Below are 12,169 nucleotides of genomic sequence, written 5' to 3'. Positions count from 1 at the left end.
TCCTGAATTCTATGATAACTGTATTATCTTATGTCAAATATATAGGTTACCGAGTAATGACGATATGAAGATTGCGGATTTAATAGGGATGCTAAGCAAATCGAGAGTCAGGCACGCAATAAAAACAAAAGCTAATTTTTAAAGATAAAATATACCAAATGTTTGGAGGACAAGGGTCAAATGGGAAAAACTAAATTGCAGGTAATTAAAAATGAAAAAGATGCAGAAATAACAGAGTTGTACCTACATGGTAGAATAGGCGAACCAGTATTTGATGAAGAGACCATAACAGTAAAAGCAGTAAAAGAAAAGCTTGATATGATTGATACAGATAAGATAGTTGTCCATCTGTATAGTGGAGGTGGTTGCTTATTTTCCTCAATAGTAATACATAATTTATTAAAGACACATAAAGCTGAGGTTGACATAGTGGTTGACTCTTTGGCTGGAAGTGGTGGAAGTATTATAGCAATGGCCGGTGATAAAATCAAAATGTACTCTAACGCTATGTTATTTATCCATCCAGCAAGCACAATAACCTTTGGGAATGCAAATGACCATGAAAAAATGGCAACTGATTTAAGAAAAATGGATAAATCCTTAAAGGAGAACTATAGAGCACGATTCAATGGAACAGATCAGGAACTAGAGGATTTAATACACAATGAAACCTGGCTTACAGCTGAGGAAGCTAAGGATCTAGGGTTTTGTGATAGTATTATAGAGAGCAGCACCGAAAACAGCGTTAAGAATACATTATTGAATGAGCATTTAAAATATAAACCTAGTAAAGTAAAAGCTGATTTAATGAAGAAGTATGGCAAAAGAAAAGCTGAGCAGGGTAAGCAAAATGTATTCAATAACTTTAAATGCAAGAGAAATTTACTTAATAACTTTAAATAGGGAGCGTGTAGGATAATGGCTATGACTAATTATGATAAGAAGAAGTTGTTGAAACAGGAGATAGTAGATATAGAGGGCAAGATAGAAGAAGTACGACAAGACATAATAACTGAAGCTAAGGCAAATGGAACATATGAACCGGGTGTGAATATAGACGCTAGGAAAGAATTATTGGAACCATTTAGAAAATTTATTAAAAAGAAAGAAGCTAAAGAGGAAGAGTTAAGGTTATTAATCAAGGAAATGCTTGGCAAGAGTGAAGGTTTATACGATCCGGTGGATATAGCAAAAGGAAAATTGAAAAGGATGGAGGTACACGAGGAGATTAGAGAGCTTCTACAAGACATAATTCAACAAGCAACTTTATTACAGAAAGATATTAAAAGCTTAAACAAGTTGAATCGAGCAATGCCAGTAGTGGCTCCTGTATTTATTACCCATGTTGGTAATTTAGAGAAACTTATCTTAAATTGTGAAACAGAGGTATTCAAATTAAAACACGTGAAGAAAAAAGAAATAGAAAAAGAAATAAAAGCAGCTGAGGAAAAAAAGAGTATGCAACTTAAAGATCTAGAAGCAAAAGAAGCAGTAGCAGCTAAGTATAAAGACATTTAATATAAACCTCCTAGTCCTGGAATGACTATAAACTTAACCAAGGGTGTTTCGATTGTCCACTATCACCATATCCTGGGCATGATATAAAAAGGCCTACTTTTTATACTGGAGGTGCTAAATATGCTTGTATTAGGGATATATTCAATTGTTTTTTTAACTATAGTAATGGGAATTGCAATAACAGCTAAAAAAAATAGCAAACTAGAACTTTTTGGCATCGCATTGTTCTTGCCTGTTTTGACTTATGTTTGCTTATCTCTTTTAAAGTGAAAGGGAGGAACGAGCTGAAATATATACGTAATCTATATTCTAAATAGATAGGAGGCTGAAAATGAGTAGAGCAATTGAACGTAGAATGACCCTTAGGGATCAAGTAACCCCAACGATGAACAAAATTAATAGAAACACTTTGACATACAAAAAACATACAAGAGATTTAAGAAGAGATGGTCAAAGAACCTGGCTTGGAATTAGAAGAAATATGCTGGGGGTAGTAGCAGCTGGCACTGCCCTTTTAGGCTCTGTTATGGCTATCAATAGGATGGAAGAAGCTTATAAGGCTCAGTCTCAAGCCGAAACAAAGCTACAGGCGGTTTTTAGAGCAACTGGTAAGGCAAGAGAGGACCAGGTGAAAGGTCTAAAGGAATACGCAAGTGCAATGCAAAGTGTAGGTGTTATTGGTGATGAAGTTACCCTAGCAGGGTTGCAGCAGTTAGCTACATTTAACGTAACTTCTGACACTGTTGAAACCCTCACAGCCGGTATGCTGGACCTTGCAGCTCAACAGAAAGGATTAAATGCAAGCCAAGGCGATCTAGTTAACATAGGTAACATGATTGGTAAGGTAATGGAGGGGCAGGTAGGAGCCCTTTCAAGGGTAGGAATATCCTTTACATCAGCTCAGGAAAGGGTATTGAAATATGGTGCCGAACAGGAGAGAGCTGCTACACTGGCGCAAGTCCTGCAGCAAAATGTTGGTGGTGTAAATGCTGCTTTAGCTGCCACTGATGAAGGGCAGATTAAACAGGTTACTAACAGAATAGGTGATTTGCAAGAAATGGTAGGTAGAGTAATAGTAAGAGTAAAAGGTGAGTTTGCCAGAGTCTTTAATGATAATTTACCGGCTATAGAAGGCAAAATAAATTCTGTTACATCAGCTATTGGTAATTGGATAGATGATGGTGGCATTACTGGGTTTATCGACACTTTATCCCTTACCTATGATACTGCTAAAAGGTTAAGTCCTGTTATTGGGGTACTTACAGCATACCTAGCTTACTACAAAGTAACTGCTCTAGCTGCTCTGATCCAAACCAAAGGACTTAATGCTGTCATGTCTGCTAATCCTGTTGGATTTGTAATCACAGTTGTGGTAGGATTGATAGCTGCAATAACACTGTTAAGGAAAAACAAAGATTTATTAAGACTTAAATTTATGGAGACTTGGAATGCTGTAGCTAGTTATGCAGAAGGTGGAACAAACAGAATGATAGGCAGTGCTAATACTGTTATAAGCGTTTTTGATTATGCAGGTCAAAGTATCAAATATATGTTTCATAGCATGTGGAATGATGTTATAAGCATGAGTGAAAGCGCTGTATCAAAGTTGGCTAAACCACTTAATGCAGTTTTAAGAGCTGTTGGAAGAGAAGAAATTGGTGTTAACTTCTCTGGTGTCATGTCAAATATGGAAAGACCAACATGGGAAAGAAAAGATTTCATCAGAGAGGTACAGGTTAGGAGATACTCTGATGACACGATAGCCCAGATAGAAGATGCTAGAAAAAGAAAGCAGGAGCAGCAGGCTAAAGACAACACAGAGGCCTTAGAGATGCTTGCTAATGCAGTAAGTGAAAACACAGATGCACTAGAAGAAAACACAGGAGCATTAGGTAAGTCTAGTAGTGATCTTACTGGAGAGGAAATAGCTGACAAGTTGTTGCCAAGATTGGAGCGTGTGGTCTATGGTTAAATAAAACCCTAAAAACATACCCCGGGGTCAAAAAAATCAAAAATTCTATGATTAACCAGGACCGGATGTGGAGCAAGACAAAACAAATTTTTTCAATTTTATCACATGAGGGGGGTCCCCCTACCCAATAGCAAAAATAATTGCACTTAAATACTAGGATTAAAAAAATACTATTTACTCTAAAATTGTTACCATATTTTAGAGTAAATAGTATATAATTAGGATATAATCCTTAGTAAAGGCATATAAAAACTATGTCGAAACTTGCGATGAAATTATGGAGGTTTTTTTCTTCTTTTGTAGAAAAAAGATAACGAAAGGAGAGAAAAAGATGCCTTCAAATAGTATTTTGCCAGAACCAGTAAAAAATAAATACTCACAAGAAATAATCTTTATTAGAAACTGTGCTAAGAGTAATCAGATCAAAATATCAGATCATTGTAATAGAAAGATATCTAAAAGAAAAATAAGACTTAGTGATGTTTACGAGAGCATACGTAATGGGGTAGTAATGGAAGTTCAAGATTTTGAAAGAGATGTAAAAGTCCTATTTCAAGATTGTGCTAACAAACCTCCAAATTTTTTTGTAGCAGTAGCAATAAAGTCCACATTTGGGTTATGTGTTACTGTATACTTACCGGATCCAGAAAAATGGGTTTTGGAATCAAGTGATCAATGGAGGAGGAAAAAAGTAAATGTTTAATGTATGTTATGATTGTAATGGTGAGTTAGTAGAATCTAGAGGAAATGTTTATGGTTATTGGGGTGATGTTGAGTTAATATTTCCTGAATTGCCAAAGTACCAATGCAACCAGTGTGATGAGTTTTATTTAGATGAGAAAACAGCAATCCTTATTCAAGAAATAACCAGAGCCTTGGACAATATTAAGGAAACACCGGAAATTGTTGATATACGAGATAGTTATGACTTGCTAATCAAACATGTTGAAGAGGTATATGAGATAATTACAGAGAAAAAATTACATTTAATAAAAACAAATAATAAAATTATTATTAACAGAAAAGATATATACTCAATATTCAATAAAGATAATATTTCTGTCGCTGCGAGAAAACACTGTAACATAACAAAAGATGTTGAAAAAGAAATAGATAATTTATTTAAAGGGAAAGAATAGAAGATGTAAATTACTCTTTCATAAAAATGAAGGTGATAAAGTTGGAGAAGCATAGAGTGAAGTTATATGTTAATGATGTGTTACAGAAATATGAGTTAAAACACCCTTTAGATGTGAGAGGGTTAGTAAATATATTAGGCTTTGATGTTAAGTATGTAGATACTGGTGGTAGTGATGCATATACTATAATCGTGGGCGGTAAGAAATTGATACTATTAAATAAGAATATGATGCTAAAAGAAAGAATTAACTTCACATTAGCACATGAATTAGGTCATTATTTTATTCCTGATCATCTAGAGCCGCTGTATAAATGCAATGTAAATGAGTTAATATCTACCAAAAACTTGAATAATAATGATAAAGAAAGAGAAGCAGATCTATTTGCTTCAGAATTATTAATGCCAACACAATTTATTAAAAAAAGCAGCGATGTTAATAGTCTTGAAGATATAATAAATACTGCAAGGCATTATAATGTTTCTATTCCCGCAGCAGCAATTAAAATAATTGAGCATACAGAGGATGTTGTCTGCTTTGTTTACTGTGTGAAAAATATAATTAAGTGGTTTGTAGCATCTGAAGATTTTAACAACTATATAAAGCTAAAGGACATAGTACGTACTTCGGCTCCAGAACACTCATCATTAAATATTTGCAAGGAAACTTATCAAAGAATAATAAATAATAGAGTACCAGCATATATTTGGATAGATGAAGTAGAGAGTGATATATTTGTCGAAGAAGAAGTAGTTTATTACCCAGAATATGAAACAGGGTATATTCTAATTAAAGCTGATAACCTAATAAATTATGATGAAGATTTATTCTATTAGAAGAGCTGAAAAAGCTCTTTTTTTTATGCTTCATTTATCTACTAATAGAATTTAATTTTTATTTAAATTAAAAATTATTTAAAAGATATTGACATGAAATGATATGTTTTGATATAATATGATATGAAAGGAGGTTGATTTATGGGAATTGATAAATTGCCTGAAATTTTGACAACAAAACAGTTAGCTGAGTTTTTACAGATCAGTGATCAAACAGTCAAAAGAGCTATTAAATCAGGTAAGCTAAAAGCATTTAAGGTAGGCAAGGATTGGAGAATTGAAAAAGAGGCAGTAATAGAATGGATAGACAAATAAAGAGGAAGCCCATCTCGTCTCGCAAACAAGTACTGGACTTCCTAGTTAACAACACCTATGAGGGTATTGCTATATTTATTATATCATATCCTCAAGGTTAAACTAAAGGAGGATTTCTTATGTTAAAAATGGATCTGAGTGTTAGCGATCAATTAAGAGAAAAAGAAGACGCAATTGAAAGGTGTTTGGATAAGATCGAAAAAGCTAGAATAATATTAGGCAGATGGGAAGATGAGTACGTTTTCAGGGAAAAACCAATTGCGGAAGCTGCCATCAAATTTGGAAGTGTAAGAGGACCAAAGACAGCTCATCAAAGACAATCTTTTAAATGGTTCCATGAATATGAAAATATAAAACAGTTTGTTCGCATTGCAAATGATTATGTTACTGAAGTAAAAGAATTATTAGAAAAATGTATAATAGATGAAGAATTGAAAGAATAGGAGGATGTTTATGATAACTTTTTTAAAAAAAAAGCAGCAAAGGTCTCTTTGGGCAGTGTTTAAAGCGACAAGTAGTTTGTTTAGTAAAAACATAGTTGATATATAAAACAAGGTAGTGCTTATATGCACTACCTTGTTTTATAAGCTTTTATATAAATAATTAACGGTGTTATAAACATTATCCACAAAATTTACATGTGGATAAGTAGTTTTAATAATTGACTTTGTTGATAATTAATTTTATAATTTATTATGTGCAGAAAATTATTAAGGGTAGGTGAAAGAGCTTGGAGTATACGTTATATTTTGATGAATCTGATAAACAGGGAAAATATTTTGGTAATTTCTATGGAGGTGCTCTAGTATCTTCAAAATACATAGATAGAATAGTAAAAGACTTAAATGATAAAAAACAAGAGTTAGGTTTTTTACATGAAATAAAATGGTCAAAAGTTAGTGAGCAATATTTAGATAAATATATTGAAATCATGACGTTTTTCTTTCAGTATATTAAAAAGAACGAGATTAAAATCAGAATAATGTTTACTCAAAATTGTAGAGAAGCCAATAACCTAACAAAAGAACAAAGAGAAAACGAATTCTTCTTATTATATTATCAGTTTTGCAAACATGCATTTGGGTTCCAATACTGTAACCCTTCCAATGAAAAAATAGTGTTGAAAATGTACTTTGATAAGCTGCCTGACACGAAAGAAAAGAATGGAAAATTTAAAGAATATGTGTATGCCTTGCAATATCAAGATGTATTTATGGAGAATAATATTTTTATTAGAAGGGAAGATATTACAGAAGTAACTTCACATGATCATGTGATTCTACAATGTATGGATATAGTATTGGGATCAATACAGTTTAAATTAAACGATAAGCATAAGGAAAAGCCCGAGGGTAAAAGAACAAGAGGGAAGAAAACTATAGCTAAAGAGAAATTATACAAGCATATAAATAAATTGATAAGAGAAGTATACCCTAACTTCAATGTAGGAGCCAGCACTGGAGTTGGAGGAGATTATGGCAATAGGTGGAACCATCCTTATAGGCATTGGCTTTTTACCCCTAACGAATATCAGTATGATGGAACTAAAACTAAAAACTTTAAAACAAAATTAAAGCCCCATCTTTCCTACTAAGTATCCCAAGTGGAACTTGAGACTTCGGATTGACAGAGCTTAAATTTACTACTATTAATTAAATTATATCCAATTAACACAATACTGTCAATAATATTGTTGGTATTAAGTATAAACAATATTAACTATGCCTATACATGAATTTTTTACAATTTAATATTTAAGTTTTAACTACATATAAGGTAGCTCCGGCTACCTCATTTTTAAAAAAATTCTTTAGCTTTTTTCTCATCATAAGTGCTTTCATTGTCCTTTTCAATTAACCGAATAATGATGTCTAATATGTGCGGTATTGCTGGTTCGATCCAAGTTTAAAATACGTATTCGGTTAATTCCACAGGATGTGATTTGGTGATTTCTCCGGTTCTTCTGTCTAATCTGAACTCCGTATAAATCGTGATTGTATCTCCCATCAATCCCAAACTCCTTTAGAACATATATAATTTATTAGAAGTTTCCACAAAACATTAGAATTTATTTACAAAATTATAAAATAATTTAAATTTGTTAAGAATTAAGGATAAAAACGAAGGTAGAGAGGTGTTTTATGATTTACACAGCTAAAGAACTCATGGAAATTTTAAAGATTAAGGAATCGCTTTGCTATAAGCTACTTAGAGAAGGAGAAATAAAAGCATTTAAAATGGGTAGTGATTGGAAAATACCTAAGCAATCTCTTGAAGAATACATAGCAAGGCAATTGAAGGTTTGAAAAAAGAAGGGCCTCCACAGCAACACTGAAAAATTTTTAGAATACATGGAGAACCGATGATAGAAAAACCTTTCAATACAAATTTTGCTTACGAGAAAAATTTCCTAAAGAGGTCGTTTCAACCGACTACATTATGACGCTAGAATTGTTTACTATACAATAAATAAATGTTAGAAAATATAATTATAGAGATTATAAGCTTGTCTACTATTTGTCTACTAAAGGTGCTAATAGTAGACAAGAATTAAGAAAAAGTACCAAATGATAAACTGATAAAAATAAGCAATATCAAAGGTTGTAAAAAGATACAAAAGTTTACGTAACGATATTTTCTAGACTTCGAATCTGAAGGTCGGGGGTTCGAATCCCTCAGGGCGTGCCAGTGAAAACCTCTAGTTGTAATGACTAGAGGTTTTTTAATATAGACTTACTACAGCCTAAGCCTACTACGACAAAAAAAGTATAAAATCTCTCCATGCAGAGTGGCCTAAAAGCTTTTGAACTACCTTAGGATGTTTATTTGCCTCTAGAAGTCGAGTCCCATACATATGATGGAAGCCATGGAAGGTTACATCTTTTAATCCTACTTGCTGTAGAAGCTAAGCTGTCTAGTTAATTGTAAGGGATCCAGTATTGTTTGGTGTATTCATTGTGGCTTGAGTAGCATACGCGCCTACATTTAAAAACGTGTTAGTCTATAACAATTGATGCATCTTAGTATCTCTATCATTTAAATTGGAGTGTGGCTAGATATAGTTTAAATATAAAGCTTGACTTAACGCCTAAAATGGTTTAGTTTTAATCCAAATGGATTAAAACTAAACCATTTGTTATGGGTCATTAGACTAAACAAACCTTATATGTGGCATAAAAATGTTCCATTATTTATAAAAGAAGGTTTTTTATGCAGGTCTTATGTAGGTTTGGCCCCTATTAAAGTTGGCACAATATGTGCAAAGAATTAATATGAGAGGGTGGGAATATGGAAACTAAGAAAATCAAACTAACAGCTGTTGAGGATAGACCGCATCTAACCTATAAAGCTTTATCCGTATTATACAAATATGGAGTAGGACTAATTTGGATGGAAGTTTATGCATATGTTGCATATATCAAACTGATGCCCGTCGAAGAACATATTTGGGAACTTATTAAAAAAGAGTTTGAAAATCTTAGTGAATGGGAGAGTATCGAAGAAATAGATCTATTTCCTTTTGAGGAAAAGAATACACAAATGAAAAATGTATTAGACCTCATACCGCATGGAGTAACTCTTGTAAACAAAAAAGGAGATATAAAATATATCAATAACTATGCTGCAGAAAAAATATTTAGGTGTGAAGGTAAGGATATTACTGGAGTAAATATCAGAAAATACATAGATTACGATAGATTTATATCCTTTTTAGGAAATGTAAAAGGCAAAAAAAACATAGTAACTGAAAGGATGGAGATAGGAAATCAATTATATCAAGTGAATCTGCAACTTATTAAAAATGAGGAGGATGTCTTAACTGGATACTTAATATCATTTTACGATATAGATAAATCAAGTGTATTCAGTCGTTATGATAACCCCATTACATTTGATGATATTATAGGTGAAAGTGGAAGAATGATTTCTGTAATAAGTGAAGGCAAGCAATACTCCAAATGGGATTCACCGGTGCTTATTACAGGAGAAAGTGGTACTGGGAAAGAGTTATTTGCAAGGGCGATTCATAATCATAGTAACAGGAAAAACAAACCATTTATTGCAATTAATTGTGCTGCCATTCCAGATCAGCTATTAGAAAGTGAGTTGTTCGGATATGAACCTGGAACCTTTACAGGAGGAAATAAGGAAGGTAAAGCGGGAATCTTTGAAGTTGCCAGTGGAGGAACTGTTTTTCTTGATGAGATAGGAGAAATGGCACCCCATATACAGGCAAAGTTGTTAAGGGTGTTGCAGGAAAGAAAGGTAAGAAGAGTGGGAGGTCACAAAGAGATTCCCATTGATGCCAGATTGATATCAGCTACCAATCAGAACTTGGATGAAATGGTAAGAAATAAAGAGTTCAGGTTAGATTTATTATTTAGAATCAATATATTTAATATCAACATACCTCCTCTTAGGGAAAGAAAAGAGGAAATCCCCTTATTGTTTGAATATTTCTCCAGGATGCATTCTGAAAGATATAACAAAACCATCACTGGAATTGAACAAGATGCTATGCGAAAGCTGATTAACTATAATTGGCCAGGTAATGTAAGAGAGTTTCAAAATGTACTGGAAAGAGCAGCTGCCTTGTCCATTACAAAAACAATTTTAGCCAAGGATATAATCCTTAATTATAATTTAACAACAGAAGATTCATTGGTAGAAGCGTCTCTTAAAGAGTGCATAGAAAGTTTGGAAAAGAAAATGATAACCGATAGCTTGAAATCAACAAAAAGCATTAGAGAAGCTGCTAGAAATCTTAAGGTTACACATACTTTGCTTATGAATAGAATGAAGAAGTATGGCATATTTAAGGAGGATCTTAAAGACTAGTTGAGATTACACCTCCATAAAATGAAAAAATATAATGAGCAAATAATTAAAATGCAAAACAGCTATTATAATGAAAGTTAAGGAGGATACAGGATGAACAAGGAAAGCTTAAACAAAATGGGTTTTTCAACAAGGGCAGTACATGCTGGATATCAAAAAAATGAATTTGGGGCATTGGCAACGCCAATATATCAGACTTCTACTTTTATATTTGATTCAGCAGAGCAGGGGGGAAGAAGATTTGCATTAGAGGAAGGGGGATATATTTATTCCAGGTTAGGAAACCCAACCAACACACAGGTTGAAGAAAAGCTTGCTAATTTAGAAAATGCTGAAGCGGCTGTATCAACGGCATCAGGTATAGGAGCCATTACCTCTGTTTTATGGACTGCTGTACAGGCAGGAGATCATATCTTAGCAGCTAAAACCTTATATGGATGCACTTTTGCATTCTTAAGCCACGGACTAACAAAGTTTGGTGTTGAAGTCACATTTGTTGATACAACAGATCCTGAAAATGTAAGAAAGGCTATGAGAGAAAACACGAAGGTTGTATACCTTGAAAACCCTGCAAATCCCAATATGACTATGTCAGATATAGAAGCAATTTCAAAAATTGCTCATGAAGTAGAAGGGTGTATTGTTGTAGTAGATAATACCTACTGCACCCCTTATCTTCAAAGGCCACTTGATTTAGGCGCAGATGTGGTGATTCATTCTGCTACAAAATATTTAAATGGACACGGAGATGTAATAGCTGGATTTGCTGTAGGAAAGCAGGATTTTATTAATCAGGTAAGGCTGGTAGGTATAAAGGACATGACGGGTGCATCTCTCAGCCCTTTTGATGCATACTTAATTAATAGGGGAATGAAGACCTTAGATCTTAGAATGGAGAGACATTGTGCAAATGCTCAAATTATTGCTGAATTCTTAGAATCTCATCCTGCAGTAGAGAGTATTGCATATCCAGGATTAAAGAGCTTTCCCCAATATGATTTGGCTAAAAAACAGATGAAATTGCCAGGTGCCATGATTGCTTTCGAAGTGAAGGGTGGTTTAGAAGCTGGTAAAAAGTTGATGAATACAGTGGAATTGTGTACATTAGCAGTAAGCTTAGGAGACACTGAAACATTAATTCAACATCCTGCTTCTATGACCCATTCACCCTATACACCGGAGGAAAGGGCAGAGTCTGATATTTCGGAAGGATTAGTGAGAATATCTGTAGGTTTAGAGAATCCGGAGGATATCATATCAGATTTAGTAAAGGCTTTAGATCAATTATAATATAAACTGAACTATTCTAAATCAATTATCCAAATGATAAATTAAAAGGTATTGAGGAAAACTAGATACATTTTTAAAATCAGAAAAATTTAGCATTCAAATTGAAACCGGGAAACAGATTACATATAAGAATCTTTAAAACATAAACCAGTTATAGAAGGCTTAGTGCCTTCTTTTTTTCTACAACAACAGTACTACAACCAATATAAAAATATAGATAGCCAACCTAAGAAGTAAAAATATACATTTTTAATTTACCA

Annotated in this window: 12 protein-coding genes and 1 pseudogene; 12 read left to right on the top strand and 1 reads right to left on the bottom strand. The window is 33.3% G+C overall.

Annotated elements, in window-relative coordinates:
• Nucleotides 1-180: 180 nt before the first annotated feature.
• From BMX10_RS10985 to BMX10_RS10940, 10 genes are all read left to right on the top strand, one after another.
• The gene (locus BMX10_RS10985; RefSeq protein ID WP_090443851.1) at nucleotides 181-903 is read left to right on the top strand and encodes a head maturation protease, ClpP-related; all 723 of its coding nucleotides are present in this window, start codon (nucleotides 181-183) and stop codon (nucleotides 901-903) included.
• Between the two features lie 21 nt (nucleotides 904-924).
• Nucleotides 925-1,518 (top strand): hypothetical protein, encoded by a 594-nt coding sequence (locus BMX10_RS10980; protein WP_170834786.1) that lies wholly within the window; start codon nucleotides 925-927, stop codon nucleotides 1,516-1,518.
• A 331-nt stretch (nucleotides 1,519-1,849) separates the two neighbouring features.
• Nucleotides 1,850-3,490 (top strand): phage tail tape measure protein, encoded by a 1,641-nt coding sequence (locus BMX10_RS10975; RefSeq protein ID WP_090443847.1) that lies wholly within the window; start codon nucleotides 1,850-1,852, stop codon nucleotides 3,488-3,490.
• Nucleotides 3,491-3,821: 331 nt separating this feature from the next.
• The gene (locus BMX10_RS10970; RefSeq protein ID WP_090443844.1) at nucleotides 3,822-4,193 is read left to right on the top strand and encodes a DUF4258 domain-containing protein; all 372 of its coding nucleotides are present in this window, start codon (nucleotides 3,822-3,824) and stop codon (nucleotides 4,191-4,193) included.
• Nucleotides 4,186-4,629, top strand: a complete 444-nt coding sequence (locus tag BMX10_RS10965; protein WP_090443841.1) for a YgiT-type zinc finger protein — start codon at nucleotides 4,186-4,188, stop codon at nucleotides 4,627-4,629. The genes BMX10_RS10970 and BMX10_RS10965 overlap by 8 nt, the downstream gene beginning before the upstream one ends.
• A 56-nt stretch (nucleotides 4,630-4,685) precedes the next feature.
• Nucleotides 4,686-5,465 (top strand): ImmA/IrrE family metallo-endopeptidase, encoded by a 780-nt coding sequence (locus BMX10_RS10960; RefSeq protein ID WP_170834785.1) that lies wholly within the window; start codon nucleotides 4,686-4,688, stop codon nucleotides 5,463-5,465.
• A 141-nt stretch (nucleotides 5,466-5,606) separates the two neighbouring features.
• Nucleotides 5,607-5,780 carry a helix-turn-helix domain-containing protein gene (locus BMX10_RS10955; RefSeq protein ID WP_090443835.1) on the top strand — a complete coding sequence of 58 codons (174 nt, stop codon included), beginning with the start codon at nucleotides 5,607-5,609 and terminating at the stop codon, nucleotides 5,778-5,780.
• Nucleotides 5,781-5,899: 119 nt separating this feature from the next.
• A complete protein-coding gene (locus BMX10_RS10950; RefSeq protein WP_090443832.1) occupies nucleotides 5,900-6,223 on the top strand; it encodes a hypothetical protein in 324 nt (107 codons plus the stop codon).
• Between the two features lie 287 nt (nucleotides 6,224-6,510).
• Entirely contained in the window at nucleotides 6,511-7,374 is an 864-nt protein-coding gene (locus tag BMX10_RS10945; protein WP_090443829.1) for a DUF3800 domain-containing protein, read from the top strand.
• Between the two features lie 547 nt (nucleotides 7,375-7,921).
• The gene (locus tag BMX10_RS10940) at nucleotides 7,922-8,086 is read left to right on the top strand and encodes a helix-turn-helix domain-containing protein (RefSeq protein WP_090443826.1); all 165 of its coding nucleotides are present in this window, start codon (nucleotides 7,922-7,924) and stop codon (nucleotides 8,084-8,086) included.
• 446 nt (nucleotides 8,087-8,532) lie between these two features.
• Here BMX10_RS10940 and BMX10_RS18595 read toward each other — a convergent pair.
• Nucleotides 8,533-8,667, bottom strand: a pseudogene (locus BMX10_RS18595) (hypothetical protein); the annotation flags it as partial.
• 401 nt (nucleotides 8,668-9,068) lie between these two features.
• Here BMX10_RS18595 and BMX10_RS10930 point away from each other — a divergent pair.
• Complete coding sequence (locus tag BMX10_RS10930) at nucleotides 9,069-10,619, top strand: sigma-54 interaction domain-containing protein (RefSeq protein WP_090443820.1); 1,551 nt, start codon at nucleotides 9,069-9,071, stop codon at nucleotides 10,617-10,619.
• 93 nt (nucleotides 10,620-10,712) lie between these two features.
• Nucleotides 10,713-11,909, top strand: a complete 1,197-nt coding sequence (megL, locus tag BMX10_RS10925) for a methionine gamma-lyase (protein ID WP_090443817.1) — start codon at nucleotides 10,713-10,715, stop codon at nucleotides 11,907-11,909.
• The last annotated feature ends 260 nt before the right edge of the window (nucleotides 11,910-12,169 follow it).

Source organism: Natronincola peptidivorans (assembly GCF_900111615.1).
GTDB lineage: Bacteria > Bacillota > Clostridia > Peptostreptococcales > Natronincolaceae > Natronincola_A > Natronincola_A peptidivorans.
Note: the sequence above shows the minus strand (reverse complement) of the source record. Positions and strands in the feature narration are given on the sequence as shown.

What these genes read in the sequence shown, in the direction of transcription:
- BMX10_RS10985 (WP_090443851.1), top strand. Translation starts at nt 181, where the DNA reads ATGGGAAAAACTAAATTGCAGGTAATTAAAAATGAAAAAGATGCAGAA.
- BMX10_RS10980 (WP_170834786.1), top strand. Translation starts at nt 925, where the DNA reads ATGACTAATTATGATAAGAAGAAGTTGTTGAAACAGGAGATAGTAGAT.
- BMX10_RS10955 (WP_090443835.1), top strand. Translation starts at nt 5,607, where the DNA reads ATGGGAATTGATAAATTGCCTGAAATTTTGACAACAAAACAGTTAGCT.
- BMX10_RS10950 (WP_090443832.1), top strand. Translation starts at nt 5,900, where the DNA reads ATGTTAAAAATGGATCTGAGTGTTAGCGATCAATTAAGAGAAAAAGAA.
- megL (WP_090443817.1), top strand. Translation starts at nt 10,713, where the DNA reads ATGAACAAGGAAAGCTTAAACAAAATGGGTTTTTCAACAAGGGCAGTA.
- BMX10_RS10965 (WP_090443841.1), top strand. Translation starts at nt 4,186, where the DNA reads ATGTTTAATGTATGTTATGATTGTAATGGTGAGTTAGTAGAATCTAGA.
- BMX10_RS10940 (WP_090443826.1), top strand. Translation starts at nt 7,922, where the DNA reads ATGATTTACACAGCTAAAGAACTCATGGAAATTTTAAAGATTAAGGAA.
- BMX10_RS10975 (WP_090443847.1), top strand. Translation starts at nt 1,850, where the DNA reads ATGAGTAGAGCAATTGAACGTAGAATGACCCTTAGGGATCAAGTAACC.
- BMX10_RS10930 (WP_090443820.1), top strand. Translation starts at nt 9,069, where the DNA reads ATGGAAACTAAGAAAATCAAACTAACAGCTGTTGAGGATAGACCGCAT.
- BMX10_RS10970 (WP_090443844.1), top strand. Translation starts at nt 3,822, where the DNA reads ATGCCTTCAAATAGTATTTTGCCAGAACCAGTAAAAAATAAATACTCA.